Here is a 26,779-nt window from a genome sequence, read left to right on the forward strand (position 1 = left end):
GTCGGCTCGTGGGTGAGGACGACGGCCTCCAGTGGCGGGAGCGGCAGCGGCAGGCGGTGCGGGCGCACGCGGACGCGGACGCGCGGCGGCGTGCCGCCGAGCAGGCCGAGGCGGCGGAGCTGGTGGCCTGGTTCGTGGCGGAGGCGACCCGGCGAGGGCTGCCCACCACGCGCCTGGTGGCCCGGGGTTACGACGGACGCGGGCGTTACCGGACCCGGCTCACCGGCTGGTACCTCGACCGGGCCGGCACCCGGGCGGTGGACGTGGCCGGCCGGTTCCATCTGCTGACCGTCCCGGGCGGCCTGCGGGCCCGGCTGTTCGGCGTCGACCCGCAGCCCAGCCCGGCGCCACTCGTCGTCGGGGCGGGCGGCCGCGACGGCGAGTCCATCCCGTTGCGGACGCTGCTCAGCCGGCTGCTGGACGACGCGCCCGGCGGGTCCGCCGCGCCAGGTTCCACCACCACGCCTGCTGCACCAGGAGAGTGAGCAGTCCGGCGAGCACGATCGCGGCCACGTTGATGACCAGTTGGAGGGCGGAGCCGGCGGCCTCGTCCCACACCCCGTAGGCGGCGGCCACCGCGACGTTCGCCGCGGCCGGCACGGTGGTCACCGAGATCAGCACCCCGACCAGGCTGCCCGACTTCTTCGAGGTCAGAGAGAGCATGCCGGCCACACCGGCGAGCAGGCCGACCACCCAGGACAGCGCGTCGGGCCGCCAGATGAAGTCGGTGAGCGGGCGTGGGGCGAGCAGCATCTCCCGACTGACCAGGTCGGCGGCGGTCAGCGCCCAGGTGCTCAGCACGGTGACCGCCATGGCCGCGAGAAAGCCGACGCTCAGGGCCAGGACCGAACGGCCGATCACGTCGAAGCGACGACGCAGCAGCGCCACGCAGAGCGCGGCGAGCGGGCCGAACTCCGGACCGACCACCATCGCGCCGACGATGAGGATCGGTTGGTCCAGCAGCACACCGATACCGGCGATCATGGTGGCCACGACGATCAACACCAGGTAGGTGCCGGACAGCTCGGTCTGCTCACCGGTCTTCGCCGCGATCTCGTCCCACACGACCGCGTCGGCGCCACTGCCAGGAGCCTCCACCGCGGCCTGGTCGGCCGACGCGGAGATGGTCAGTTCGACATCGTCGGCGGCGATGCCGCCGCTCGTCTCGACCCCGAGCTGCCGCAGACCGTGCAGCACGCCGTCGGCGCTCTCCCGGACCACGTCGCAGAGGATCAGGTCGCCCTGCGGTTGGCGGGCCGCGCCCGGCAGCACGGCCAGGTGCGTCACGCCCGCCTCGCCGGCCAGCAGGTCGACGACCGCCGCGGATCGGTCCGCCGGGGCGATCACCCTCAGGTGCAGCACTCGTTCTCCCAGGTGTCGGTGACGCGCGGTGCGACCGGCAGCACTGTAGTCGGCCGAGTCATGGCCGGCCGATGCGGCACGGCGACCCGGACGGCAGGGGCGGACAAGCCCAATCGACGCGGATTTGCCGAAACCACTCACACGCCCTCATAGACCCTGTTACAACCAATCTGGTCTTTTGTCACGTCCGATCGGAGGCATCGTCCGTGGACCTGATCCAGCACCGTTCGCCCGTGGCGCCGCGCAGCGGCGGCCCGGCAGTGACCGATCCGGTTTACCTGTCCCCACCGGACATCGGTGAGCTGGAAGAGGCCTGTCTTCTGCGCGCGATCCGAGGCGGCCGTTTCGACCCCGAGGGGCCGGAGTTGGGCGCGTTCGAGCGGGAGGTCGCGGCACGGGTCGGGGTCGGGTACGCCCTGGGCCTCTCCTCCGGTACGGCCGCGTTGCACATGGCGTTGCTCGCCGTGGGAGCCGGCCCGGGGAGCGTGGTGGTGGTACCCACGCTCACCTTCGCCGCCACCGCCAACGCGGTGATCTACACCGGCGCCGAACCGGTCTTCGTGGACTGCGAGGCGGCCACCGGCAACCTCGACGTCGACCTGCTCTCCGACCTCCTCGGCCGGCTCGCCGACGCCGGCCGGCGGGTCGCCGCCGTGCTGGCCGTCGACATCAACGGGCGCTGCGCCGACTACGACCGGCTGCTGCCGCTCTGCGCGGCCACCGGCGTCCCGGTGGTGGAGGACGCCGCGCAGGCGCTCGGCTCCACCTACCGGGGGCGGAGCGCCGGCACGTTCGGCCGGGTCGGCATCTACTCGTTCAGCCACAACAAGATCATGACCACCTCGGCCGGCGGCATGCTGGTGTCCGACGACGCCGGACTCGTCGCGCGCGCCCGCCACCTCGCCACCCAGGCCCGCGAGCCGGTGCCGCACTACGAGCACCGCGACGTCGGCTACAACTACCGGCTCAGCACGCTGCTGGCCGCGCTGGGCCGGGCGCAGCTCGGCCGGCTGGACGCGATGATCGCCCGCCGGCGCACGCTGCGCGACCGGTACGAACGCCTCTTCTCGGCGGTGCCGGGCACCCGCATCCTCGGGGCCGGCGACGCCGGCTCGAACTGCTGGCTGACCTCCGTCGTGGTCGAGGCCGAGCGCGCCGGCTGGCACGCCGAAGACCTCGGCCGGCACCTCGCCACCCGCGGCGTGGAGACCCGGCCGATGTGGAAACCGATGCACCGCCAACCGGTGTACGCCGACCGGCAGGTCGCCCTCACCGGCGTCGCCGACGATCTCTTCGCCAGCAGCCTCTCCCTGCCCAGCGGCTCCGCCCTCACCGACGAGCAGGTCGACCGGGTCCTCGACGGGATCGTGGAGTTCCTCGAGGGCCGCCGATGAGCCGCCGCTACGACACGGTGAAGCGGATCCTGGACGTGCTCGTGGCCGCCGTCGCGCTGCTGGTGGCCACGCCGGTGCTCGCCGCCGTGGCGCTCGCCGTCCTGGTCACGATGGGCCGCCCGGTGCTGTTCCGGCAGGCCCGACCGGGCCGGCACGGACGCCTGTTCGAGCTGGTCAAGTTCCGGTCGATGACCGTCGGCGGCGAGGAGGGCGCACCGGCCAACGACGCCGCCCGGCTCACCCCGTTCGGCCGCTGGCTGCGCACCACCAGCCTCGACGAGCTGCCGCAACTGTGGAATGTCCTGCGCGGCGAGATGAGCCTGGTCGGGCCGCGCCCGCTGCTGCCCGTGTACCTCGGCCGGTACACCCCCGAGCAGTTCCGCCGCCACGACGTCCGGCCCGGCATCACCGGCCTGCAACAGGTGTACGGACGCAACGCGCTGAGCTGGGAGGAGCGCTTCGACCTCGACGTGCGGTACGTGCGGCAGCGCTCACTCGGACTGGACCTGCGCATCCTGTTGCGGACGGTCCGCACCGTGCTGCGCCGCGAGGGCATCACCGCGGCGGGTGCGGCCACGGCGCACGAGTACCTTGGCCCACCGGAGCTGGCTGTGGCCGCGCCGGCGACGGCAGAGGCCCACCCGTGAGCCTGGACCTCGTCATCGTCGGCTGCGGCGGGCACGGCCGGGAGGTGCTGGGCATCGTCCGGGCCGTCAACGCGGCCGCCGCCGACGGGCCGGTGTGGCGCGTACGGGGCTTCGTCGACGACCGCCCGAGCGAGGTCAACCTGAAGCGGGTGCACCAGCTCGACGTGCCGTACCTGGGTGTCAGCAACCGTCTCGGCGACCAGCCCGCCGGCACGTACCTTGCGCTGGGCATCGGCGACCCGGACGCCCGCCGGGAAGTGGACGGCCGGCTGGCCGGGTACGGGCTGCCGGCCGCTGTGCTGGTACACCCGGACGCCACCCTCGGCCCGGACGTCGTCCACGGCGAGGGCCTGATCGCGTTCGCCGGCGCCCGGGTGACGACAAACGTCACGCTCGGCCGCCACGTACACCTCAACCAGAACAGCACCGTGGCACACGACTGCGAGCTGGGGGACCACGTCTCGGTCAACCCGCTGGGCGCGGTGTCGGGCGACTGCCGGTTGGGTGACGGGGTGCTGATCGGCGCCGGGGCGGTGGTGTTGCAGAAGCTGCGGGTGGGCGCCGGCGCAATCGTCGGCGCGGGAGCGTGCGTGGTCCGGGACGTGCCGGCCGGCACGGTGGTCAAGGGAGTACCGGCCCGGTGAGCGGTCCGGGCGTGGCTCACCCGCTCGGCGTGCGTCCCCTGCGCGTCGTGGTGCTGGTGAAGACGAACGCGGGCGGGTTGTGGTTGCTGCCCCAGGTCGAGGAGCTGCGCCATCGGGGCCACGAGGTGACAGTCGTGCTGCCGGCCGGCAACGGGCAGCTCACCGACGAGTTGGCCCGGCGGGGCTTCGAGGTGATCGCCTCCCCGTACGACTTCACGCTGGGTCCGTACGCGCCGGTCTGCCTGGTGCGGCTGCGCAGGCTGCTGCGGCGGCTGCGCCCCGATGTCGTGCAGTACCACCTGATCGCCTCGGCGTACGCGGTGCGGCTGGCCACCCTGGGACTGCCGGTGCGTCGGGTGCACATGGTGGCCGGCCCGGCGTACCTGGAGTCCCGCCTGGTGCGGTCCGTGGAGCGGTTCATGTGGCGACTCGACGACGTGGTGATCTGCGGCTGCCGCTACGCCTCCGCCCGCTACGGCGAGCTGGGTTGCCCGCCGCAGCGGCGGCCGGTCGCGGTGTACGGCGTGGACACCGACGCGTTCAGTCCGGACACCACCCGTGGGGACCAGCGGGCGAAGGTCCGCGCCGAGCTGGGCATCGACCAGGGCGCGTTCCTCGCGGTGATGGTCTCCTACGTCTACCCACCCAAGCGGCTGGTCCACTCGGGTCGGGGGGTGAAGGGGCACGAGGTGCTGCTGGCCGCGTGGCGTACCTTCCGTCGCCGGCATCCGGACGCGCATCTGCTGCTCGTCGGGGGCGGCTGGACGGCCGCCGGGGAAAGCTACCGGCGGCAACTCGGCGAGCGCTTCGGGGTGACCGACGATCCCGGGACGACCTGGGTGGAGTCGGTTCCGGACGTGCGGCCCTGCTACGCCGCGGCCGACGTGAGCGTGTCGCCGTCGCTCTGCGACAGTCCGGGCGCGGCGGTCGAGGCCGGTTCGATGGGGGTGCCGAGCATCGTCAGTGCGGCCGGTGGGCTGCCCGAGGCGGTCACCGACCGTTCCGGCTGGGTGGTGCCGCCCGGTGATCCGACCGGCCTGGTGGACGCGCTCGAGGCGGCGTACAAGGGTTGGCGGGCCGGGACGCTCACCCTGCGCGGACGGCTCGCGCGTCAGCACGTACTGGCCTCGTTCGACGATCTGCGGGCGGCGGCCGAGGTGGCCGACATCGTGGAGGACGTGGCGACCCGTCGTCGGTGAGCACGACGCGGGCGGCCGGTGGCCGGTCCCGCCGGACCACCGACCGCCCGCGCTGGCGGCTCAGTGGCGGATACCCGCCCAGTCGTGGTGCCGCCGCACGGTGGAGAGGATGAAGTCGACCACCCGTCGGGAGGTGTCCGGCACCTGGTAGTCGACCGGGCACGGCACCCCCTGCGCGGCGACCTGCGCCACCGTCACCTCGACGGCCTCGACGACGCCCTGCGGGTCGAGGCCGGTCATGATGATGCCGCCCGCGTCGAGCGCCTCGGGGCGTTCGATCGACTCGCGCAGGGTCACCGCCGGAAAGCCGAGGATGGCGGCCTCCTCGCTGATCGTGCCGCTGTCCGACAGGGTGCAGTAGGCCCGGGTCTGCAGGTGCACGTAGTCGAGCAGGCCGAACGGTTCGTGGAAGGCGATGCCGTCCAGCGCGGTGGCGTCCGGCGCCAGCGCCTCCAGCCGCTTGCGGGTGCGCGGGTGGGTGGAGACCAGCACCGGCAGACCCCACCTGTCGCGGACCGCGACGAGGCAGTCCAGCAGCCGCTGGAGCCGCTCGGGCCGGTCCACGTTCTCCTCCCGGTGCGCGCTGACCAGGAAGTAGCCGCCCTGGTCCAGTTCGAGCTGGCGCAGGATGGTGGAGCTGGCGATCGGCGCCCGGTAGTGCTCCAGCACCTCGCGCATCGGTGAGCCGGTGTGCAGGATCCGGCGCGGGTGCAGGCCCTCGGCGAGCAGGTTACGCCGGGCGTGCTCGGTGTAGACGAGGTTGAAATCGGCCACATGGTCGACCAGGCGCCGGTTGGTCTCCTCCGGCACGTTCAGGTCGAAGCACCGGTTGCCGGCCTCCATGTGGTAGACCGGCACCCGCATCCGGCGGGCCATCAGCGCCGCGATGCAGCTGTTGGTGTCGCCGAGGACGAGCAGGGCGTCCGGCCGTACCTCGGCGATCGCCGCCTCCATGCCCACCAGGACCCCGCCGAGCACCCGACCCAGCGACGAGGTGTCGACCCGCAGGAACCGGTCGGGCTCCCGCAGGCGCAGCTCGGTGAAGAACACGTCGGAGAGGGTGGTGTCCCAGTTCTGCCCGGTGTGCACCAGCGTGTGGTCGACGGTGTCGTCGAGCCGGCTGAGCACCCGGGACAGTCGGATGATCTCGGGACGGGTGCCGACGACGGTCATCACCCGGGTCATGTGCTCTCCCTCCGCAGGTCTGTCACCGGACGCCGGCCGGCACCCGGTGCACCTCACCGACCGGTTCCGGCCACGTGTCGGGCCGTTCCGGGTCGAACAACTCGTTGGTCCAGAAGAGGGTGAGCAGCTCGTCCGGACCGGTGTTGGTGATGTTGTGCGCCCACATGGTCGGCATGTCGATCACGACCGGCTCGTCGCCGCTGACCGGGAACCGGACGATGTCGGTGTCGCCGACGCGACGCAGGCTGATCTCGGCGGTACCGCGCAGCACCACGAACCGCTCCACCTTGGCCAGGTGGAAGTGCTCGCCCCGGGTGATGCCGGGTCGGGTGGTCGAGCAGAACGTCTGCCCCGCTCCCCCGTGCGTCTTGACCGTCTCGACCAGCGCACCCCGGGCGTCGGCCCGGACGGGAAGGGCCAGCGGGTAGTGCGCCGGGAAGCAGTGCGAGCGGTAGGTGTTGAACAGCCGCACGTCGTGCCGGTCGCGCAGCGGCGGGATCTCTCCGGTGCGGTAGCTGCCGGCGTAGCTGGTGAGCTGGTCGGCCAGGTCACGGACGCCGATCCGCAGCGCCGGCAGGTCCGGGTCCCAGGAGCCGCCGGCCGGGACGCCGGCCAGCCGGGCCGCCGCGTCGGTGACGTGCACCAGGTCCAGCTCCCGGTCGCCGTGCACCTCCGGCTGTCCGCCGTCGGCGAGCAGTCGGCAGAACGTGGCGACCGCCGAGTTGTAGAAGGGTCGGCCGTGCTCCCCGTACAGGTTGGGCAGCAGCAGATCGTCAAGCGGCACGCCGGTGTCGGCGAGGATGCCGGCGGCGGTGGCCTTGGCGTCGCCGTACGGGGTGCCGTTGCCGGCCTGCACCGAGTTGGCGAAGACGACCTGCGCGGGCGGCTCCGGGCAGGCCCGCAGGCCGGCGGCGAGCTGGGCGGCGAGCTGCACGTTGCCGGCGGCCACGTCGGCGGGCTCACCGCGGTTGACCCCGGCCAGGTGCAGGACCCGGTCCACGCCGGCGAGCTTGCCGGCCACCACCGCCGGGTCGGTGAGGTCGGCGCGGCTCACGACGGTCGGCTCGGGCCAGCCGAGCGCGTGCAGCAGGACCCGCACGTGCCAGCCGAGGAAACCGCCGGCGCCGGTGACGGCGAGGCTCAGCACGCCAGCACCGGGTCGCGCAGCGCCAGCTCCGCCCGGATCTCCGGCAGCGTCTTGAGCAGCTCGACCACCTCGGGTACGCCGAGTCGCCGCGCGTTGGCCGAGTTGAAGTCCTCGCGGGGCACCTCGCCCAGCTCCCCCTCGGAGACGTAGAGCGCGTAGTTGAGGTCGCGGGCGTCCAGCGGCACCCGGAAGAAGTCGCCGAAGTCCTCGGCCTGGGCCAACTCCTCCCGGCTGGCGAGGGTCTCGTGCCACTTCTCGCTGTGCCGTACGCCGATGACCTCCAGCTTGAACGGCACGTCGAAGAGCTGGCAGACCGCCTCGGCGAGGTCGCTGATGGTGCAGGCGGCGGCCTTGCGGATGAACACGTCGCCGGGGTGTGCGTGGTGGAACGCGTGCTCGACCAGGTCGACCGAGTCGGCGAGCGACATGAGGAACCGGGTCATCATGGGGTCGGTGACGGTGAGCGCCCGGCCCGCCTTGATCTGTTCGACGAAGAGCGGGATCACCGAGCCGCGCGAGTACATCACGTTGCCGTAGCGCACGCAGGAGACGGTGGTGGAGCTGTTCGGGTTGTTGCGGGCGTACGCCTGGGCGACCTTCTCCATCAGCGCCTTGCTCATGCCCATGGCGTTGACCGGGTACACGGCCTTGTCGGTGCTGAGCACGACCACCGAGCTGACCCCGTTGTGCGCGGCGGCCTCGACCACGTTGCCGCTGCCGAGGATGTTGGTACGCACCGCTTCGAGCGGGAAGAACTCGCAGGAGGGCACCTGCTTGAGCGCCGCCGCGTGGAAGACGAAGTCGACGCCGCGGGTGGCCCGCAGCACGGTGTCGACGTCCCGGACGTCACCGACGTGGTAGCGCACCCGTTCGTCGCCGAGCGAGCGGCGCATGGCCTCCTGCTTCGCCTCGTCCCGACTGAGGATCCGCACCTCGGCGACGTCCCGGTCGAGCAGGCGGCGGGCCATGGTCTGTCCAAAGGATCCGGTCCCGCCGGTGATCAGCACCCGACGACCCGCGGTCATTGCGCTCATTGCTTCTCCCGTTTCAGCCTCTGACGGGCGGTTGCCACCCGCCAGCCCGGGTGCAGCGCTGCGCGCTGTCACACGGGCGCCGGTCCCCCGGCCAGACGAAGCCCCACCTGGTTACGGCACCCAGGTCAACGAAGGGCCGGAAGGCCCGGATACGCGTTTGGCCCAAACACCCCAAACAAGGGGTAGGAGGTGCAAAATCGCGGCAGAAAGGTCCGTTTTTGTCGGGTGAATTCGCCACTTCACCGTTCTGTAGCTGATAAAACGGTTCCGTGCCGCTCCCTCTCTCCGCCGGCCGCGGGCCGAACGCGTACCCCGGGCTCGATCGGTGACCGCGGCACCGCCGCGGACCGGCCCGCGCCTGCACGTCCGGGCGACCGACCGGGTGATACCGCCGCCGCGCCGTCGCCGACCGACCACCGCGCGTCCCGGAGCCCGGCCCTCCGGCCCCACCGGGAGTCTCCCCGCCGTCCTGCTGCTCTGCGCGGTCGCCTTCGTGGCCGCGCGTCCGCCCTGGTGGTCGTTCAACTACGCGGCTCCGCTGGCGCTGCTGGCCATCGGGTTGAGCGGCCGCCTGCCCCGGCTGCGCGCCGTCGACACGCTCGCGCTGCTGCTCGTGTTCTGGGCCGCCGTCAGCCCACTGTGGAGCAGCCGTACCGATCTCGCCCTGCCCGGCGCGTACCGCTACATCTCGGTCGGCCTGCTCCTGGTGGCCTGCCGGCACGTCGTCCGGGGCCGGCGGGACCTCCTGCTGGTCGGTTGGGCGTACCTGGCCGGCTGCGCCATCGTGGCCGTCGAGGTGGCCACCGGCGCCCGCTCCCAGGGCGACGTGCTGCTCTTCGCACACCGTTACGGCGTCGACGGCCGCGAGGTGAACCTCACCGCCTACACCCTTGTCGTCGGGGTGGTGCTCGCCCTGGTCCTCGCGCTGGCCGGCGCGCACCGGCGAGCGGTGCGGCTGGCGTCGCTGCCGCTGATCGCGCTGCTCGGGTACGCGGTGCTGCTCACCGGTTCCCGCGGGGCCGCCATCGGCATGGTGCTCGGACTGCTCGCCGCCCTCGCCGCGTACCTGCTCCCCCGGTTCGCGGGGATGACCGTCGCGGGGATCGCCGCCGGCGCGGTGCTGGTCGTGCCGTTCGGGATGACCCCGCAGAACGAGATGCTCTGGCTCGACGGGCTGTACGGCCGCCCCACCGGTGACATCTCCGGGCGCCTCTCCATCTGGCCGTACGCCCTGTCGACCTGGTGGGAGTCCCCCCTGACCGGGTCCGGTGCCGGCGTGTTCATCTCCACCAACCCGTTCGAGATCGGGCCACACAACCTGCTGCTCACCGTCGGCAACGACCTGGGGCTGATCGGGGTCCTGCTGTACTTCGGCACGATGGCCGGCGCGCTGGTCACCGCGGCCCGCACCGGCCGGACGGCACTCCTGCTGGTCTGCGCCTTCACCGCCGCCACGCTGCCGATCTGGTTGACCGGTCAGTGGGAGACCGCGCTCGGCTTCTGGCTGGTCCTCGGGCTGCTCACCGTGGTGCCCCGCGCCCTGGGTCCGGCCCGGTCCCGGGGTGTCGCACCCCGGCACGCCCGCACCCTGCTGCGCCGGGCGACGTCGGCGCCGACGGTCAGCGTCGGGACGTCCCCGCGCCGCTGACCGTCGGCCGGGCGCCGGTCAGCCGGCGTCCACGCCCCGCAGGGACACACCGCCGGCCCGGGGCGCCGGTGGCCGGACCCGGCGGTGGGCAGCCTCCCGCAGCACCTCGGCGAAGCGGGCCGCCACCCGGTCCGTACGGTGGTGCCGCAGCGCGTACGCCAGCCCCTGCCGACCCAGCCGACTCCGCAACTCGGCTTCGGCGCAGAGCGTGCCGACCGCGTCGGTCAGGGCGGCATCGTCGTCGACGCCGACGACCACGCCCGCCTCCGCCTCCGAGAGGTGGGCCATCGACGCGAGTTCGGCGGGACCGAACCCGAGCACCGGTCGGCCCGCCGCCAGATACTGCGGGATCTTCGTCGACAGCGAGTAGCGCGTGTACCGCCGGTGCTCCTCGGCGAACGCCTCGACATGCACCAGCACGTCGGCCTGCCGGAGCGCGCCGGGTACCTCGCTCGCGGGCAGCGACCCGCCCATCCGGACAGCCGGCAGTCCCGCCAGCCGACCGCCGTACCGTCCGAGGTCGGCCGCCGGGGCGTGCACGGTCAGCCGGACCGGGACTCCCCGTCCCGCCAGGCGCTGCACCGACTCACCGATCCGACGCAGCGACCGCCACCGGTCGAGGTGCAGCCCACCGACGTAGACGAGATCGACCGTCCCGTCCTCGCGACGCGTGGCCGCCGGGGCCGAGGGGTCGGCGAAGTCCGCCGGGGACACGCAGTTGCCGAACGCGGCGAAGGGCAACCCGTACCGGCTCTCGAACTCACGGGCCATCGCCTCGCTGATCCCCATCCCGTACGACGAGTGCCGCAGCACCTCCCGCACCCCGGCGAGAACCGCCAGCCGGGGAACGCCGAGCAACTGCCCGCCGGCGTACAGGGTGCTGGGCCAGTCGTCCATGAAGTGCGGCACCAGCGGCGCCTCGCACTCCTGGGCGGCGGTCACCGCGAGGCGCATCATCCGGATGCTGCCGAGCGTCGCGTACACCACGTCCGGTCGCTGCTCCCGCAGCCAGCTCCGGACGTCGGTGGGGACACGGACGGGGCTGACGTCGACGAAGGCCCGCAACTGCGAGCGCAGCCGGGCACGCGCCGGGTTTGGCGGCGCGTCGGCCGGAGCGTCCGTCGGGGCCGTCCGGCGCGTGCGCTGGCGGAGCCGGAACAGGTGGTACTCCACCGGGGCGTTGCGCGGGGCGAACCGGTTGAACGTGCCCCGCACCTCCGCACCCGGGGTGGCGTCCTCCGTGTACAGCTGGGAGAGGCGGTCGGCGGGCCAACCGGCGAACAGGTTGGACAGGGTGATGCCGGTGCCGGTGGAGCGGTCGAAGACGGCGGCGCTCACCACCAGGACACGGGGGTACTCCTCAGCGGACAGCATGCGTGGCGACTCCCTCTTCCTCGATGACCGGACGACGGTGTCGACGCAGCGTCCGGTGGTATCCGTAGAGCGCGGCCGGGACGACGGTCACCGCGTACCCGGCGGCGCCCACCCAGGGCACGGCGGCGACACCGAGCCGGCCGGCGGCGTACCACTTGCCGAGCGCCGACAGCGCCAGGAACGCCCCCCAGCCGACGAGCTGCGGGACGATGACACCGCTGGCGTTCTGCACCATGAACCGTGGCGACAGCGCGGCCTGCGCGAGCCACCAGAGACCCAGTCCGGCGAGCAGCCAGCGGTCGTCGCCCATGGGCACCGGCAGCCAGGCGGCGAAGAGCCGGTCGCCGAAGAGCACCAGCGCGGCGGCCGGCAGGCCGGCGGCGAGGACCGACAGCACGGTCATCCGGCGGGTCGTTCGCCGCACCCAGTCCAGGTGGCCCTGGGCCAGGGCCTCGCCGTTCGCGGGCCAGAGCGGCACGTTGACCAGGACGACGAGCTGGCCGAGCTGGGAGAGCAGCTTCGCCGGCACCGCGTAGCCGGCCACCGCGGACAGTCCGAGCACATGGGCGATGATCAGCGTGTCGGCGTTGGTGGCGATCGAGATGACCACGGTCAGCAGGAAGAAGAGCCCGCTCAGCCGGGCCAGCTCACGGGCGGCTCCGGGCTGGACGTCTCGCGGTGTCGGCCGTAGCCCCGGCTCCTGCCGGCCGAAGAACCACAGGGTGTTGAGCAGATTGACCAGCAGGGGTGCGGCGACGGACACCGCGATCACCAGGATCGGCGACCCGCCGGCCCACACCACGGCGAGGATGGTGGTGAGCGCGGCGACACTGCCGCCGGTCTGCCAGACGTTGCTGAGACCGACCTGCTGGTAGGCGTACTGCACCCGGGCGATCAGGGACAGCGGCACGTTCAGCGCGAACGCGGTGAGACAGATCAGCGGGACGAGCCGGGTCTGCTCCGGGCTGACCTGGCCGGACACGTTGAACAGCGCCGGCCACGGTACGGCGTCGGCGGTCAACCACAGCACGGCGGTGAGCGCGACCGCCAGGATCGTCAGGGTCAGGTAGGCGCTGGAGATGTACCGGCGGGCGCGGGCGGTGTCGCCGGACGCGTAACAGGGGGCCAACTTCGTCATCAACCCGCTGCCCAGGCCCAGGTCGGCGAAGGCCGCCATGCCGGCCAGCGAGGCGACCGCCATCCACAGCCCGTACAGGTCGTTGCCGAAGTACGGCAGTGTCACCGGCACCAGCACGATCGGAACGACCAGCCCCGCGGCCCGACTGAGCAGAGCCGTGGTGACACCGGCGACCAGTCGGCGGCCACGCCCCGAACGGCGGTGTCGCCCGCCCGACGTGCCGGCTCGCCGGGCCCGTTCGGCGACCCCGGACGACATGGGCGCGGCCTACTGGCCGGTGAGCACGCGATCGGACATCCAGGACACCGTCTGCTCCAGGCCGGTGCGCAGCGGTACCGGTCGTACCGAGGGGAACAGCTCCCGCAGCCGGCCGCAGTCGGCCTGCGAGTCGCGTACGTCGCCGGGGCGGGGTGGCTCGTGCACCACGGGCAACGGCCGGCCCATGATGTCCTCCAGCTCGGCGATGATGTCGAGCAGCGAGACCCGCGCGCCGAAGGCGAGGTTCACCACGTCGGTGGTGGACACCCTGCGCACGATGGCGTCGACGATCACCGAGGTGACACTGCCGACGAAGGTGAAGTCGCGGGTCTGTCGGCCGTCACCGTGCACCCGCAGCGGCTCTCCGGCGAGAGCGGCGGTGACGAACCGGGGCAGCACGGCGGCGTACGCGTGGTGCGCCGCCTGCCGTGGCCCGAAGACGTTGAAGAACCGGAACGGCAGCACGCCCAGGTCGTAGCAGGAGGCGTAGGCGACCGCGTACGCCTCGGCGGCGAGCTTGGAGACCGCGTACGGGGACACCGGGATCGGGCGGAGCCCTTCCTGCCGGGGCAGCACCGGGTTGGCGCCGTAGACCGACGAGGACGACGACAGGATCACCTGTTGGACATGGTGACGGCGAGCGGCCTCCAGCACCATCAGGGTCCCGGTGGCGTTGGCGTGGTGACTGGGCAGCGGCCGGTCGATGGAGCGCGGGACCGAGCCGAGGGCGCCGAGGTGCACCACGCTGGCCGCGCCGCTGAACGCCTCGTCGAGCAGGTCGGGGTCGAGCACGGTGCCCCGGCACAGCCGGACCGGCTGGTCGTGCAGGTTGTCGAGCAGGCCGGTGGACAGGTCGTCGACGACCACGATCTCGGTCACCTGTGGGGTGTCGTCGAGCGCCCGTACCAGGTTGGCGCCGATGAACCCGGCTCCCCCGGTCACCACTACCTTCACGAGGTCTCCCCTTCGGCCCGTCGGCGGCGGCCGAGCGGCCGGCTGCCAGTAGGTCAACGAGCGCTTGCGGCCCAGGTCACGGCGCGGAGCGTGTCCTCCGATCCGTTCCGTCCGTTGTCAGCCCTGATGAGCGAGTTGGGGGTAGTGACCCGTTTGATGTGGTGAGCTGACCCCGCGGACAGACGCCGGTACGAATCCCGGCCGAGCCGAACGGGAGCGCCGGAGATGCGAATCGGACTGATCAGTCAGTGGTACCCGCCGGAGAGCACGTTCGTGCCCGGCCAACTGGCGACCGAGCTGGCCCGGCGTGGGCACGAGGTGCGCGTGCTGACCACCTTCCCGAGCCTGCCGCTGGGCCGGACCTACCCGGGCTGGCGACAGCGCTGGAACCACCGGAGCACCGAGGCCGGGGTCCGCGTGCGGCGGGTGCCGGCGTACCCGAGCCACGACCGTTCCGGGTTGCGCCGGGCGGCGAGCTACCTGTCGTTCGCGGCCACCAGCACGGTGGCCGCCCCGCGACACCTGCGCGGCGTCGACGCCCTCTACGTCTATCACCCGCCGCCGACCTCGTACGCCGCCGCCGGCCTGCTGCGCCTGCTGCGGGGCGTACCGGCGGTGCTGCACGTACAGGATCTGTGGCCGGAGTCCGTGACGGCCTCGGGAATGGCCCCGGCCGGGCTGGCCGGACGCGTGCTGGACCGGGTTCTCACGGCCGCGATGCGCCGGATCTACCACTCGTGCGCCGGAATCGCGGTGATCGCACCCGCGATGGCGGAGCAGGTGGTCGAGCGTGGGGTCGACCCGGGAGCGGTGCGCACGGTGTTCAACTGGACCGACGAGGCGCTGTTCCGGCCTGTGCCGTGCACCGACGCGGCGCGGGCCGCGATCGGTCATCGTGGGCGGACCACGGTGATGTTCGCCGGCAACCTGGGGCTGTTGCAGGGCGTCGACGTGGCGATCCGGGCCGCGGCCGCCGCGCGGGACGCGGTCGACCTGGTCTTCGTCGGCACCGGCCTGGGCGCGGAGCAGGCCCGGAAACTCGCTGAGGAGCTGGGCGCCTCGAACGTACGGTTCCTGGGCCGCCGTCCGGCCGAGGAGATGGCCGAGCTGTACGCCGCCGCCGACTACCAGTTGGTCATGCTGCGTGATCTGCCGTGGCTGCGCGGGACGGTGCCGTCGAAGTTGCAGGCCGCGCTCGCCTGTGGCGTTCCGGTGCTGATGTCGGCCGACGGTGACGCCGCCCGGCTGGTCGAGGCCGGCGGCGCCGGCCTGGTGTGCCCGCCGGACGACTGGCGGGCGCTGGCCGACCAGTTCGTGGCCGCGGACAAGGTGTCCGCCGAGCGACGGCTCGCGATGGGCGCTCGGGGTCGACAGCTCTACCTGGACCGGATGTCGCTGCGGGTCGGTGTCGACCAGATCGAGGACCTGCTCGGTAAGGCCGCGGCACGCGGGCGTGGCTGATAGACATCAGCGCAATGCCCGATTTGCTCCTTATGTTGACTAAACCGCAGGTACGCCCCTCAATCTCCACCTAGGCTCGTTGCGGCACGGTACGGCGCCCGCCGGCCGGATCACCGCTCGGCAGGAGGAGAGCCCGTGGCTCAGGGGTACGGCGCAACCCGGTCCATCGTGGAGCACCAACCCCGACGTCCGGGAGGCGCCACGCCGACCACGCGCCGGATCGACAAGCCACGGGCCGTCGATCCGATGACCGGCCCTCGCTGGAACCTGGCCAGGTTGAGCGTGCTCCCCATCTGCCTCGCCGCGTTCCTGGCCCCGCTCAGCCCGAACCTGGTGTACCGGGGTGGGCTCTGGATCGCCGCCGCCGCGCTGGTCACCAGTGGTCGCATTCCCCGCACCGGACCGGCGGACTACCTGGCCATCCTCATCTGCTGCTGGGCCAGCACCACGCTGATGTGGACCCGGGACATCGAGAGCAGCCAGATCGCGATCCGGGCCTGGTGGACCGTCGCCCTGCTCCTGATCGCGGCCCGGCACGTGCTGTCCAGCCGACGCCGTCTGCTGCTGGTCGCCGGCGCCTACCTCGCCGGTGCGGGCTGGACCACGGTCCAACTGATCCGTGCCAGCCGCCTCGACGCGACCGCGCTGCGCATCTCGCTCGACGGGGTGGGCGTCAACTACACCGCGTACTGCCTGGCCACCGCCGCCCTGGTCGCCGTCCTGCTGCTGGTGGCGCGGGTCGGCAACCGCCTGGTGCGCACCGCCCTGTGGCTGCTGCTGCCGCTGTTCGGGTACGGGACGATGCTCACCGGCACGCGCGCCAGTCAGATCGCGCTTGCCGCCGTCGCGGCGTACCTGGTCATCGACCGGCTGGCCGGGCGGACCTGGGCCTTCGCCGCTGCCGGCTCGGCTCTGCTGCTGGTCCTGGTGCCGTTCGGACACCTGACGCGCTACCAGCCACAGTGGCTGGAGAACGTGTTCAACCGCCCGCTGGACGATCTCTCCGGACGGCTGGCCGTCTGGCCGATCGCGGAGGCGTCGTTCTGGGACTCACCGCTGGTGGGCATCGGCGTGGGCGCCTTCCCGAGCACCAACCCGTACTACGGGGTGGGTGCCCACACGCTCCTGCTCACCCTCGGCAACGACCTCGGCCTGATCGGCATCGCGCTGTTCGTCGCGCTCATCGGTTTCCTCCTCCGGGACGCGGCGCCCCGGCTCGGTCGCCGGCACGGGATGCTGGTGGGCGCGCTCATCGTCGGATGGACGCCGATCTGGCTCAGCGGGCACTGGGAGATCTCGCCGGTGGCCTGGCTGATGCTGGCCCTGTGGTCCCGGCTGCCGGTGGCGCTGCCCGATACGGCCGCCGAGCCGCCGCCGGTGGCGTCGGTCGACCGGCCCCGACGACCGCTCGTCGGCCTGGTGCGCTGAGCCGGCCGTCAGCCGACCCGGTCGGGAGTCAACGCGGCGGAGTCGGCCGCGGCGGTGGACCCCACCAGCTCGGCCAGGAAGTCGTGCATCCGGTGCCCCTGGGCCGTCGGGTTGCGGGTCTCCCGGACGAACCGCGCGCCGCCGACGCCGAGTTCCCGGGCCGCGTGCTCGGACAGGCCCAACACCTGATCGATGGCGCTCCGCAGCCCTTCGGCGGTGTCCGGCTCGGCGAAGGAGAGCCAGGGGGTGTAGTCCGGCGGGATCCCCGGCAGCCGGGTGCTCACCACCGGCACGCCGGTGGCCAGGTACTCGATGATCTTCGACGGGAACGACCAGCGGACGAAGTCCTGATCCACCGGGCGGGGGTTCACGAGCACCCGCGCCCGGGACAGCCGGGGCAAGAGCTCACCGCGGGGCAGCAGTTCGGGGGGCCGGATGCGCCAATCCAGGGCGGCCTGGTCCCGCAGCCAGCCCTCCAGCTCGCCGCGCCCGTACACGCACAGCCGCAGGTCGTCACCGGGCAGCGCGCGGAACGCCTCGACGAGCCGGTCCACGCCGTAGGCGCGGCTCAGGCCGCCGGCGTAGACGATGTCGCGGGTGTTCGTGGGGCCGGCCGGCAGGAGGCCGTCGACGGCGCAGATGCCCTCCATGACCAGTCGGGGGCGGCCGGGGGCGAAGTCGTCGGCGAGCGCGGCCGTCAGGGCGATCACCCCGGAGCAGCGCGCGAGGGCGGCCCGGACCAGCGCCACGTCGAGCCCGCGCAGCACCCGGACCAGCCGACCGTCGGTGGGCAGCGCGACGCCCGGCGGGTCGGTGAGCACCGGAACCACCCGTACGCCCCGACGTCGGGCGCGCAGCACGCCGAACCACAGGAACGGCGAGTGCACACCGTGCACCAACAGCACGTCGGTCTCCCGCTCGCGCAGCACGCGGCCCCCGACGCGCCAGGCGGCCACGAACCGGGTGAGGTGCTTGAGCCCGAGCAGGTTCACGAACGGCAGCAGATCCCCGTCCACGCCGTCCTGCCGGAACCGACCGGCGCGGAAGCGGACCTGGCGGTTACCCGGCCAGCTCGACACCGGCGCGGCCGAGAGCAGGTGCACGGGGCAACCGGCGGCGCGCAGGCTGCGTACCAGGCCCCAGGCGAAGGTGTGCGTCTGGGTGGGCAGGATGGTGTCCCGGGCGATGATCTCGGCGAGCAGTTCGTCCGGAACGGTAAAGCCCAGCAGGCCGACCCGTGGGCTGCGGTGTGCTGCCATCCTCACTCCCCGAGGATTCGCTGGTAGACCCCGTCCAGCGCGCCGAGCATGACGTCGAGGCTGTAGCTCTCGGCCACCACCTTGCGGGCCAACTCCCCCATGTGTCGTCGCTCGGCGGGGTCGTCGAGCAGCGGCGACAACGCCCCGGCCAGGGCCTGGGGATCACCCGCCGGCACCAGCCGGCCACCGCCGGAGCGCAGAACCTCCACGTTGCCGCCGACCGCCGACGCGACGACCGGCAGCCCGTACGCCATCGCCTCCAGCAATGCGTTGGAGAGGTTCTCGTGCAGGGTCGGGAAGACGAACAGGTCCGCCGCGGCGAGCAGGTCCGGCACGTCGAGCCGGTTGCCGAGCAGGCGTACCTCGACGTCGCCGGCGGCGGCCAGGGCGGCGGCGATCCCGGCGCGGTCGGGGCCGTCACCGGCGACCAGCAGGACGCGACGGACAGTGGACGGCTGCGGCCGGCGCACGGTGGACGGGGGCAGCCGGCGTAGCGCTTCGGCCAGAACGCCGTACCCCTTCTCCCAGGTCAGTCGTGAGACCGCGATCATGACCACGTCGTCCGGATCGAGGCCCAGCTCGGCGCGGGTCCGCTGCCGCGCCTCGCGGGGATCCTCCGGCAGCGGCACCCCGTTGGGGATCACGCCGACGAACTTCCCACCGAGGTCGCGCAGGAAGTCGCGGCGGGCCGCATACTCGCAGACGGTGCCGACGTGGCTGGCCAGCCGCAGCGTCGCGGGCTCGGCCCCGCGCACCAGCAGCCGGCGACGCCAGAGGCGACCGGGTCCACGCAGGTCACGGACGGTGCCGTGCACGGTGACCAGGATCCGGGGGCAGCCGGCGAGGCGCGCGGCGAGCACCCCGTGGAAACCCTCGTTCTGCAGACCGCGTACGTGCACGAGGTCGGGGCGGACCCGTCGCAGCAGCCGCACCCACTCCCGCAGCAGCGGCACGTTCAGGCTGCCGTTGCCCGCGCTCTGGTGCATCCGGACGAACTCGTACTCCTCGGCCAGGTGCGAGGCGAGCACCCGCTGCACAGCGGTCAGTGGACCGTTGGCTCCCGGAAGGCCGGCCGAGTGCTGCACCACCACCGGCCGGGTCACTTCGACTCGCTGCATGAACCCTCGTTTCAACGATGACCCGGCGGGCCGGAGCGCACCACCGGTGGTAACGGCGACAGCGGCGGCGAAGTGACGGCGCGCCGACCGCCTCACGGCGTCACGACCGGCACCGCCGCCGGGGGCGTAACGCCCGCGCCGGCCAGGACACGGCGGTAGCCCACGACGGCGGCCGGCAACACGGTGAGCCCGTAGGTCACCGCCGAGGCGAGCGCCACCCCGGGCAGACCCACGCGGTGGGCCAGCACGACCTTCAGGGGTACGGCGAGCAACAGGCAACCGGCCCAGCCGACGAACTGGGGTCGCAGCAGTCCCACGCTGTTCTGCACCATGAACAGCGGGGCCGCGACGGCCAGCAGCACCGACCACAGGGCGAGACCGGCGAAGAGCACCGGCGACACGTGCGGGAGGTCGGCGGCGCGTACCCAGAGCCGCAGCACGTCGTTGCCGACCAGCACGAACGCGACCCCGGGCAGACTGACGACCAGGGCGGACAGCCATACCATCCGTGCCGTGACGCGCCGTACCCAGGGCAGGTCCCCGCGGGCCAGGGCCTCGCTGTTGGCGGGCCAGAGCGGCAGGTTCACCAGCGTAATGAAGAGGGTCAGCAGGGCGAACATCCGCAGCACGACCGCGTACGTCGCCGCGGCGCTCAGGCCGAGTACCCGGCTCACGAGGAAGCCGTCGAGGTTGAGCACCACCGAGGCGAGCACCGAGAGCAGGAAGAACCGGGCGCCCAGGCGCAGCAGTCCCCGGGCCACCCCGGCACGGACGTGTCGCAGACGCGGCCGCAGTTCGCGGTCCTGCCAGCCGAAGTAGCAGAGCGAGTTGGCCAGGTTGACCGCCGGCACGGTGAGCACCGCGGCCGCGATGACCAGCACGTGCCCGGCCGCGTTGGTGACCGCCAGGTACACCAGGGCGACCGAGATCAGGCTGCCGCCGGCCTGCCAGAGGTTGCTCTGGGCGACCTGCTGGTGGGCGTACTGGACTCGCTGGATGAGGGCGATGGGAATGTTGGCGATGAAGGCGCCGAAGCAGAGCAGCACCACCGGCCGGACGTCGGCCGCCAGCGGAGGTGCCGTGGCGTTCAGCAGCGCCGGCCAGGGCACCCACCACAGGCTCGCGACCAGCGCGGTCATCAGCAGCGCGGACAGCGCACCCAGCAGGGCGTACGCGCTGGACACCTCGCGGGCCGCCGCCTGCCGCTCACCGGTGCCGCGCAACCTCGCCAGCCTGGTCAGCAGGCCGTTGCCGAGCCCGAAGTCGGCGAAGAGCGCCATGCTGGTGAGCGAGGTGACGGCCATCCAGAGGCCGTACCGTTCGGCCCCGAGGCTGCGGAACGCCAGCGGCGTGATCAGCAGCGGCGCGGCGAGGCCGACCATCTTGCCGGCCAGTGAGGACACGATGCCGCCGACGAGCGCCCGGCTGCGGGACCTGCCTGAGCCCGGCGGCACGGGTGGGCCCGGCGGCGCGGGTCGGTCGGCCACCGCCGGTTGGTGTCCCCCGACGGCCGGCGCCGCCGTGGTGATCGGTAGTCGCATGCCGTGCCGCCTCCGCGCCCCCGCCGACAGGTCACCAGGTACAACGAGAACGATCGGCCATAGTTGCTCTGAGTAGCTGCGTGATTACGATCAGCTCGCGGCGGCTTCGCTTCATCCCCCGACACGAGTCCACGCAAGCCGTCTCGGCGAGGACCACACCCTAGACTTACCGGCCATAAGGGCCAAAAAACGTATATCTCTCGAGGGGACGGACCGTGGGCGAGTCCACCACCATCGCCGGCCAGCGCCGACATCTGCGACCCGCCGCCGCCACGCCGCAGGTGTTGGCGCTGGCCGCGTACCGGTTTCCACACGGCGACGCGATGTCCAACCGCCTCCTGCAACTGGCCCGCTCGGCCACCCCGCCGGGCGGCGTGACCCTGGTGGTCAACGACTGGCCCGAGGACGGGACGCGCCCACCCTCCGCGCCCGACCTGCCACCCGGCGTACGTCTCATCACGCTGTCCCGCGAGCGCGCCGGCGGTGGCGTTGCGGGCCGGTGGCTGCACCGGTCCACCCGTCCGCTGCGGGTGATCAGCGCACTGCGCCGCGCGGGCGTACGCCCGAAGGAGCTGACCGCCGTCTACCTGCCACTCGGCCTGTGGAACCTGCTGACCTGGCTGGTGCTCCGCACGGCGGTGCGCTGCCCGGTGACCGTGGACGTCCTCGAACGGCACGACGCGGCGCAGTTCCCGCACGGTTGGTTCACACCGTATTTCGCCCGGCACCGGTGGGCCTTCTTCCTGGCCGGCCGGCTCGCCGATCGGATCATCGCGATCACCGAGGCGCTGGAGCGACACTTCGTGGGGGTGGGCCGCCCCACCCTCGTGGTCCCTCCGCAGGTGGACTGCTCCGACTACGACGCTCCGGCTCCGCCCTCGCTGAACGACGGGCTCCGGCTGCTCTACGCGGGGTCGGCCGGGACCAAGGACCAACTCGCCGTACTCCTGGAGGGCATCCGCGCCCTCGCCCCCGACGAGCGCGCCCGGGTGCGCCTGACCATCGCCGGGATCAGCCGGGAGCAGGCCGGCAGTCTCTCCGATCTGGACGAGGCCAGTCCCGAGGACCTTGACGACCAGGTGAGCTTCCTCGGTCGCGTGCCGCGCGACCGGGTGCTCGCGGAGCTGCGCCGGGCACACTTCTCGGTGCTCGTCCGCCCTACGGTCGGGTACGCGCAGGCGGGCTTCCCGTCAAAGGTCCCGGAGAGCCTCGCCGCCGGCTGTCCGGTGTTGCTGAACTACACGAGTGACCTGCGGCGCTACATCGTGGACGGCCGCGAGGGCATCGTGCTCGACGGTTCCGGGGCGGACGACGTCCGGCGTGGGCTGGAGCGAGCGCTACGTCTCGACGACCCGGGATGGCGGGCGATGAGCCGCGCGGCACGGGAGCGCGCGCACTGCTTCGACTACCGGGCCTGGACGCCGGCGGTCAGCGACTTCGTGACCGCCGGACGGGGCTCGGGCACCGGCAGCCCGGCCAGCGCGGCCAGCGCGGCCGAGGTGAGCCGGCGCTCCGGCGGGTAGAGCCGACGCTCGTGCTCCGCGACGGTCTCCACCGACCAGCGCAGCCGGATCACCCGGGCGGGGTTGCCGGCGACCACGGCGTACGGCGGCACCGAGCGGGTGACGACCGCGCCGGCCCCGACCACCGCGCCCCGACCGATGGTGACCCCGTGCAGGATCACCGCCCGGGTGCCCACCCAGACGTCGTCGCCGATGGTCACACCCCGATCGTGGGTGTCGTCGCCGGGCTCCTTGCCGACCGCGATCATCGGCACACCGACCTGGTCGATGCGATGGTTACCGCCCCGGATGGTCACCTCGGGGCCGAACATGACGTTGTCGCCGATCCGGATCCGCGCCCGCGCCGCCATGAGGATCGGCCGGTACCCGAGGTCCACGTTGCGTCCGACCTCGATCGTCTCGCAGGTGTAGACACCGTCGGGGTCGAACGTGAAGTTGTCGCCCCGGGCGGCGAACCGTCCGGCCAGGGCGAGACCTCGCACGGCCCGGCGGGCGCGGCTGACCGCGTGAGCGAGTCGGTCCAGCGTCACGACGAGCGGACCGAGCAGGGGCCCGGGCCGGCCGGCCACCACCCGCATCAGAACCCCGCCCGTGCGGCGCCGACCTGCTCGGGAACCCCGTAGATCTGCCGGATCACGGCGGCCTTCTCGGCGGCCGGCAGGTGCCCGCAGCCCAGCGAACGGGCGCGCATCCGGTCGAGATAGTCGTCGGTGCTGCGGATCACCCGGGCCGGTACGCCGGCGGCGACGCTGTTGTCGGGGATGTCCCGGGTCACCACCGAGCCGGCGCCGATGATGCACCGATCGCCGATCGTCACGCCGGGCAGAACGGTCGTCCGTACGCCGAGGTAGACGTCGTCCCCGACGACGATCGGCGCGGTCCACTCCAGATCCGGCACCTCCCGGCGCAGGATCAGCGTCCCGCCGTCGTGGGTGATGAACTGGACTCCGGCCGTGACGTAGACGTTGTCGCCCAGACTGACGAGCCACGGCTCGGATCCGAACATCGCCCGGTCGATGCCGTAGAAGCGGACCCGGCCCCGCAGGTTGACACCGAGTGACCGGGCGAAGCCCTCGGGATCGCGGGCAGCCGCGCGCCGGTCCCGCAGGGCGGATGCCACGCCGCGAACCATGCTCAGCAACACTCTTTCCCCGTTCTCGTGGTGCTGGTGGATGTGGTCATGCGGTCCGAAGTGTAGATCCGACAGTTCTCCACATTGCCACAATCTCCAAAATTGCCTACAAAAGCGACTCAGGTCGCTCCCATCGACCTATTGACATCGATCACCCCGCACCGAAGGCTCGCGCCTACAGGTCCTTCACCCAAGGAGGCGCGATGAGACCGAGACGACTGGCGATCGCCGGCGTGGTCACCCTGCTCGGAGCCTTGGCACTGGCCCCACCGGCGAGCGCGCGGCCACCGTCGGATCCGGGCGCCCGCGAGGGCCTCGAGGTGTACGTCGGCACGGTCGACGGCAAGCAGCGCGACCTGCTGCGCGAGGCCGGTGTGGACCTCGGCCACGACGCCACGGCGGACTCCGCCGGACGCACCGCCGTCGAGACGGTCCTCACCCCGCGACAGGCGAAACGACTGCTCGACCGGGGCGTACCCCTGCGGGTGAAGAAGGTCCGCGGCAAGGACGCGTCGCAGGCCCTGCGGGAGCAGGCCGCCGCGGGCTGGTCGGCGTTCCGCCCGTACAGCGAGCCGGGTGGCCTGCGCGACGAGATGACCGCCACGGCGGCCCGGTTCCCCAAACTGGCCAAACTGGAGACGATCGGCCGGACCCAGCAGGGCAAACCGATCCTCGCGGTCAAGGTAACCAAGGACGCCCGCAAGGTCCGCGACGGCCAGCGACCGGCGGTGCTCTACTCCGGCGCCCAGCACGCCCGCGAGTGGATCACCCCGGAGATGACCCGCCGCCTCATGCACCACGTCCTCGACAGCTACGGCACCAACCGGGAGATCACCCGCCTGCTCGACACGACCGAGCTGTGGTTCCTGCCGGTCGCCAACCCGGACGGCTACGACTACACGTTCACCCCCGGAAACCGCCTCTGGCGCAAGAACCTGCGGGACAACGACGGCGACGGCCAGATCGGCTCCGGTGACGGCGTCGACCTGAACCGCAACTTCGCCTTCAAGTGGGGGTACGACAACGAGGGCTCCTCGCCCGACCCCAACAGCGACACCTACCGGGGGCCCCGGCCCTCCTCCGAGCCGGAGACGAGGGCCCTGGACGGGCTGTTCCGCCGGGTCGGGTTCGAGTTCTACGTCAACTACCACTCGGCGGCCCAACTGCTGCTCTACGGCGTCGGCTGGCAGGTCAGCACACCCACCCCCGACGACGTGATCTACCAGGCGATGGCCGGTGACGACGCCCATCCGGCCGTGCCCGGCTACGACCCGGACATCTCCGCCGAGCTGTACACCACCAACGGCGACACCGACAGTCACGCCACCGTCAAATACGGCACGTTGGGCTTCACCCCGGAGATGTCGACCTGCGAATCCGCCGCGTCCGTCGACCCGGACGACCAGTGGCGGCCGGAGGACTGCGTCAGCGACTTCATCTTCCCCGACGACGAGACGCTGATCGCCGGGGAGGTCGCCAAGAACCTGCCGTTCGCGCTGGCCGTGGCGAAGTCCGCGGCCGACCCGGACGACCCGGTGTCGGTGGTCGGCCGCAGCACCCCCGACTTCGTGGTGGACGCCTTCGACACCTCGTACGGGCGCACCCAGCAGGTCGCCTCCATCACCCGTCGGGCCCTGAAGAACGTGCGGATGCACTACACGGTCAACGGCGGTCGACCGAAGACGGTGGGGGTCCGCGAGTGGCGCGGCGGCGAACGGTACGGCGACACCAACGACGACTACTACGCCGAACTGCGCGGCACGGTCACCGGCACGAAGCCCGGCGACCGGGTGGAGGTCTGGTTCACCGGCGTCAAGCCACGCGCCGGGGTGGTGGCCAGCGAACACTTCACCTACCGGGTGCACACCGACATCGGCGGTGACGTGCTGGTCCTCGCCATGGAGGACGTCACCGGGCTGAGCCCGGCGCAGACCGGCACCACCGCCAGGTACGCCGACGAGATCGCCGCGTCGCTGACCGCCGCCGGGCGCACCAGCGACGTGTACGACTTCGACGCCATGGGGCGTACCGCCCCGCACCCGCTGGGCGTGCTGTCGCACTACAAGGCGGTGGTCTGGGAGACCGGCGACGACGTCATCCTGCGCTCCCCCGGCCAGGTCGCCGGCACCACGGCCAAGGCGGCGCTGGACACCGAACTGGCCGTGCGTGACTACCTCAACGAGGGCGGCAAGCTGCTCGTCAGCGGCCAGTACGCCCTCTACGCGCAGGGCGCCAACGGCGCGTACGTGTACCACCCGGACGCGCCGCCGGAGTGCACCGACGGGGACGACGCCGCCTGCCTGCCACTGCTCAACGACTTCCAGCAGTACTGGTTGGGCGCGTACACCTACGTCAGCGACGGCGGCACCGGGACCGACGGGCCGTACCCGGTCCAGGGCGTCGGCGGGGCGTACGCCGGCCTGTCCGGCACCCTCAACGCGCCCGGCTCGGCCGGCAACCAGGCCCACACGGCCTCGTTCCTGACCACGTCGAGCTTCCTGCCGGTAGACGACTTCCCGCAGTTCGCCAGCTCCGCTCCGGTGGGCTGGGTCCGTCCGGGGGCGGCCCCGTTCGACCCGCGCACGGGTGACTGGTACCTGTGGAGCGGGCAGGCCGACGAGTCGTACAAGCGGCTCACCCGCACCGTCGACCTCACCGGGGCCACCAGCGGCGAACTGCGGTTCGCCGCCTCGTACGACATCGAGACGAACTGGGACTTCCTCGTCGTCGAGGCGCACGAGGTGGGCAGTGACGACTGGACCACGCTGCCGGACGCCAACGGCCACACCGGCCGGGAGACCGGGGACAGCTGCGCCTCAGGGTGGCGGACCATCCACCCGTTCACCGAGCACTACCAGGGCGCGGACTGCTCGCCCACCGGCACCACCGGTGAGTGGCACGCCGCCACCGGCGCGTCCAACGGCTGGCAGGACTTCTCGATCGACCTGTCGGCGTACGCCGGCAAGCAGGTCGAGGTGTCGATCTCGTACGTCTCCGACTGGGGCACCCAGGGACTGGGCGTCTTCCTGGACGACGCCCGGGTGCTCGTCGACGGGGCCACGGCCACCGAGACCTCGTTCGAGACCGAGGACCTGGGCGGCTGGACGGTGGCCGGTCCGCCCGCCGGTTCGGCCGGTAACGCCACCGACTGGTCGCGCAGCCAGCAGGCGTTCGAGGAGGGGTCGGCGGTGGTCACCGCGGACACCGTCTACCTGGGCTTCGGGCTGGAGGGCCTGGCCCCGGCGGTCCGCGACGACCTGGTCGCCCGCTCCCTCACACACCTGACCGGACGGCCGCGCCGCTGACGGCACGAGGTGGGGGGGGGGGGGGGGG

At 72.5% G+C, this 26,779-nt stretch carries 22 protein-coding genes; 10 read left to right on the plus strand and 12 right to left on the minus strand.

Features of this window, described 5'->3' with window-relative positions; all coding sequences use genetic code 11:
* Positions 1 to 8 precede the first annotated feature (8 nt).
* Positions 9 to 485: a hypothetical protein gene (locus AC3EN4_RS21160; RefSeq protein ID WP_435207464.1), complete on the plus strand. Its 477-nt coding sequence runs from the start codon at positions 9 to 11 to the stop codon at positions 483 to 485.
* Here AC3EN4_RS21160 and AC3EN4_RS21165 read toward each other — a convergent pair.
* Complete coding sequence (locus AC3EN4_RS21165; protein WP_435207465.1) at positions 406 to 1,362, minus strand: DUF389 domain-containing protein; 957 nt, start codon at positions 1,360 to 1,362, stop codon at positions 406 to 408. The two genes, AC3EN4_RS21160 and AC3EN4_RS21165, sit on opposite strands and share 80 nt — an antisense overlap.
* 233 nt (positions 1,363 to 1,595) lie before the next feature.
* On the opposite strand from AC3EN4_RS21165, the gene AC3EN4_RS21170 reads away from it, so the two are divergent.
* The 4 genes from AC3EN4_RS21170 to AC3EN4_RS21185 are packed head-to-tail and all read left to right on the plus strand — an operon-like array spanning position 1,596 to position 5,246.
* Positions 1,596 to 2,756 (plus strand): DegT/DnrJ/EryC1/StrS family aminotransferase, encoded by a 1,161-nt coding sequence (locus tag AC3EN4_RS21170; protein WP_435207466.1) that lies wholly within the window; start codon positions 1,596 to 1,598, stop codon positions 2,754 to 2,756.
* Positions 2,753 to 3,403, plus strand: coding sequence for a sugar transferase (locus tag AC3EN4_RS21175; protein ID WP_422739397.1), 651 nt, complete (start codon positions 2,753 to 2,755; stop codon positions 3,401 to 3,403). The genes AC3EN4_RS21170 and AC3EN4_RS21175 overlap by 4 nt, the downstream gene beginning before the upstream one ends.
* Positions 3,400 to 4,047, plus strand: a complete 648-nt coding sequence (locus AC3EN4_RS21180) for a NeuD/PglB/VioB family sugar acetyltransferase (protein WP_435207467.1) — start codon at positions 3,400 to 3,402, stop codon at positions 4,045 to 4,047. The genes AC3EN4_RS21175 and AC3EN4_RS21180 overlap by 4 nt, the downstream gene beginning before the upstream one ends.
* Entirely contained in the window at positions 4,044 to 5,246 is a 1,203-nt protein-coding gene (locus tag AC3EN4_RS21185) for a glycosyltransferase (protein WP_435207468.1), read from the plus strand. The genes AC3EN4_RS21180 and AC3EN4_RS21185 overlap by 4 nt, the downstream gene beginning before the upstream one ends.
* A gap of 60 nt (positions 5,247 to 5,306) precedes the next feature.
* On the opposite strand, the gene wecB is transcribed toward AC3EN4_RS21185, so the two are convergent.
* From wecB to AC3EN4_RS21200, 3 genes are read right to left on the minus strand one after another with little or no spacing between them, the layout of a single operon-like run.
* Entirely contained in the window at positions 5,307 to 6,431 is a 1,125-nt protein-coding gene (wecB, locus tag AC3EN4_RS21190; protein WP_435207469.1) for a non-hydrolyzing UDP-N-acetylglucosamine 2-epimerase, read from the minus strand.
* A gap of 22 nt (positions 6,432 to 6,453) precedes the next feature.
* Positions 6,454 to 7,578, minus strand: coding sequence for a polysaccharide biosynthesis C-terminal domain-containing protein (locus AC3EN4_RS21195; RefSeq protein WP_435207470.1), 1,125 nt, complete (start codon positions 7,576 to 7,578; stop codon positions 6,454 to 6,456).
* A complete protein-coding gene (locus AC3EN4_RS21200; protein ID WP_422739392.1) occupies positions 7,572 to 8,612 on the minus strand; it encodes a polysaccharide biosynthesis protein in 1,041 nt (346 codons plus the stop codon). Before AC3EN4_RS21200 ends, AC3EN4_RS21195 begins: the two co-directional genes overlap by 7 nt.
* Positions 8,613 to 8,937: 325 nt before the next feature.
* On the opposite strand from AC3EN4_RS21200, the gene AC3EN4_RS21205 reads away from it, so the two are divergent.
* Complete coding sequence (locus AC3EN4_RS21205) at positions 8,938 to 10,260, plus strand: O-antigen ligase family protein (RefSeq protein WP_435207471.1); 1,323 nt, start codon at positions 8,938 to 8,940, stop codon at positions 10,258 to 10,260.
* A gap of 18 nt (positions 10,261 to 10,278) precedes the next feature.
* On the opposite strand, the gene AC3EN4_RS21210 is transcribed toward AC3EN4_RS21205, so the two are convergent.
* From AC3EN4_RS21210 to AC3EN4_RS21220, 3 genes are read right to left on the minus strand one after another with little or no spacing between them, the layout of a single operon-like run.
* Entirely contained in the window at positions 10,279 to 11,634 is a 1,356-nt protein-coding gene (locus tag AC3EN4_RS21210) for a glycosyltransferase family protein (protein ID WP_435207472.1), read from the minus strand.
* A complete protein-coding gene (locus AC3EN4_RS21215) occupies positions 11,621 to 13,030 on the minus strand; it encodes an oligosaccharide flippase family protein (protein WP_435207473.1) in 1,410 nt (469 codons plus the stop codon). Before AC3EN4_RS21215 ends, AC3EN4_RS21210 begins: the two co-directional genes overlap by 14 nt.
* A 9-nt stretch (positions 13,031 to 13,039) precedes the next feature.
* Complete coding sequence (locus AC3EN4_RS21220; RefSeq protein WP_422739388.1) at positions 13,040 to 13,984, minus strand: NAD-dependent epimerase/dehydratase family protein; 945 nt, start codon at positions 13,982 to 13,984, stop codon at positions 13,040 to 13,042.
* Positions 13,985 to 14,209: 225 nt separating this feature from the next.
* Here AC3EN4_RS21220 and AC3EN4_RS21225 point away from each other — a divergent pair, with 225 nt between their 5' ends.
* Both AC3EN4_RS21225 and AC3EN4_RS21230 read left to right on the plus strand, forming a co-directional pair.
* Positions 14,210 to 15,445, plus strand: a complete 1,236-nt coding sequence (locus AC3EN4_RS21225) for a glycosyltransferase family 4 protein (RefSeq protein ID WP_435207474.1) — start codon at positions 14,210 to 14,212, stop codon at positions 15,443 to 15,445.
* A 135-nt stretch (positions 15,446 to 15,580) separates the two neighbouring features.
* Positions 15,581 to 16,873 carry an O-antigen ligase family protein gene (locus AC3EN4_RS21230; RefSeq protein WP_435207475.1) on the plus strand — a complete coding sequence of 431 codons (1,293 nt, stop codon included), beginning with the start codon at positions 15,581 to 15,583 and terminating at the stop codon, positions 16,871 to 16,873.
* Between the two features lie 8 nt (positions 16,874 to 16,881).
* On the opposite strand, the gene AC3EN4_RS21235 is transcribed toward AC3EN4_RS21230, so the two are convergent.
* The 3 genes from AC3EN4_RS21235 to AC3EN4_RS21245 form a co-directional block, all read right to left on the minus strand.
* Positions 16,882 to 18,132 carry a glycosyltransferase gene (locus AC3EN4_RS21235; RefSeq protein ID WP_435207476.1) on the minus strand — a complete coding sequence of 417 codons (1,251 nt, stop codon included), beginning with the start codon at positions 18,130 to 18,132 and terminating at the stop codon, positions 16,882 to 16,884.
* Positions 18,133 to 18,134: 2 nt separating this feature from the next.
* Complete coding sequence (locus AC3EN4_RS21240; protein ID WP_435207477.1) at positions 18,135 to 19,250, minus strand: glycosyltransferase family 4 protein; 1,116 nt, start codon at positions 19,248 to 19,250, stop codon at positions 18,135 to 18,137.
* A 92-nt stretch (positions 19,251 to 19,342) separates the two neighbouring features.
* Positions 19,343 to 20,791 (minus strand): lipopolysaccharide biosynthesis protein, encoded by a 1,449-nt coding sequence (locus AC3EN4_RS21245; protein WP_435207478.1) that lies wholly within the window; start codon positions 20,789 to 20,791, stop codon positions 19,343 to 19,345.
* Between the two features lie 215 nt (positions 20,792 to 21,006).
* Here AC3EN4_RS21245 and AC3EN4_RS21250 point away from each other — a divergent pair, with 215 nt between their 5' ends.
* A complete protein-coding gene (locus AC3EN4_RS21250) occupies positions 21,007 to 22,314 on the plus strand; it encodes a glycosyltransferase (RefSeq protein ID WP_435207479.1) in 1,308 nt (435 codons plus the stop codon).
* Here AC3EN4_RS21250 and AC3EN4_RS21255 read toward each other — a convergent pair.
* Positions 22,197 to 22,892: an acyltransferase gene (locus AC3EN4_RS21255; protein WP_435207480.1), complete on the minus strand. Its 696-nt coding sequence runs from the start codon at positions 22,890 to 22,892 to the stop codon at positions 22,197 to 22,199. The two genes, AC3EN4_RS21250 and AC3EN4_RS21255, sit on opposite strands and share 118 nt — an antisense overlap.
* Complete coding sequence (locus tag AC3EN4_RS21260) at positions 22,892 to 23,434, minus strand: DapH/DapD/GlmU-related protein (RefSeq protein ID WP_435207481.1); 543 nt, start codon at positions 23,432 to 23,434, stop codon at positions 22,892 to 22,894. The genes AC3EN4_RS21255 and AC3EN4_RS21260 overlap by 1 nt, the downstream gene beginning before the upstream one ends.
* Positions 23,435 to 23,649: 215 nt before the next feature.
* On the opposite strand from AC3EN4_RS21260, the gene AC3EN4_RS21265 reads away from it, so the two are divergent.
* Entirely contained in the window at positions 23,650 to 26,751 is a 3,102-nt protein-coding gene (locus AC3EN4_RS21265) for a M14 family metallopeptidase (RefSeq protein ID WP_435207482.1), read from the plus strand.
* The last annotated feature ends 28 nt before the right edge of the window (positions 26,752 to 26,779 follow it).

The organism is Micromonospora sp. bgisy143 (assembly GCF_057708145.1).